Source organism: Streptococcus sp. 27098_8_76, from assembly GCF_041432315.1.
Taxonomy (GTDB): Bacteria; Bacillota; Bacilli; order Lactobacillales; family Streptococcaceae; genus Streptococcus.
The window spans coordinates 1-640 of the sequence record NZ_JAPVZI010000036.1 but is presented as its reverse complement, the minus strand read 5'-3'; the positions used below and the strand labels follow the sequence as shown (position 1 = coordinate 640).

The 640-nt window shown below is 41.6% G+C and carries 1 pseudogene; it reads right to left on the bottom strand.

The features are described 5' to 3' along the window. Window positions 1-640 (bottom strand): annotated as a pseudogene (locus O3636_RS10670) (YSIRK signal domain/LPXTG anchor domain surface protein); the annotation flags it as partial.

Here is a 640-nt window from a genome sequence, read left to right as displayed (position 1 = left end):
GTGATGGTACTACTCTCTTCTCAACTGTTGGTTCTTTTGTTGTTCCATATGTTCGAACGGTTGTTGGAGTTACCTTACCTGTTTTTGGATCAACTTCATAGGTAGTGGTATCAATCACATCATGACCTTCAGAATCTTTAGATTGTTCAACCTTAGTTTTAGCTCCTACTTTAACGATTGTCTTACCTGCTGGGCTGACTGCTGGGCTGACTGCTGGGCTGACTACTGGGGTGCCAACGTGTTCTGTAATATGGCCGTCGTTTGAATCTACATCGTAAGTGGTTGTTGTAACTGTTTTACCTTTAGCTCCTTCAACGCGTTCATTAGGTGTGCCAACTTCTCGTTCACTATCTCTAACATACTCAACTTCTGGTTCAATTGGGGTTTCTACTACTTTGTCCTTGGCTGCGACTTTGACAATAGTTTCTGTTGGATTTACTACTACTGGTTTTCCTACTGTTTCTGTAATAGCGCCTGTAGTAGGATCAACACTATATGTTGTTGTGGTAGTGCTTGAACCTGCTTGTCCTGCTTCTTCCACATTTGGTTGATCTTTGTCGCGTGTATCATCTTTCACATATTTCTTAGGTGATGGGATTTCTGTTGTTTCTACTTTATCCTTCGCTGGAACTTTGACAAT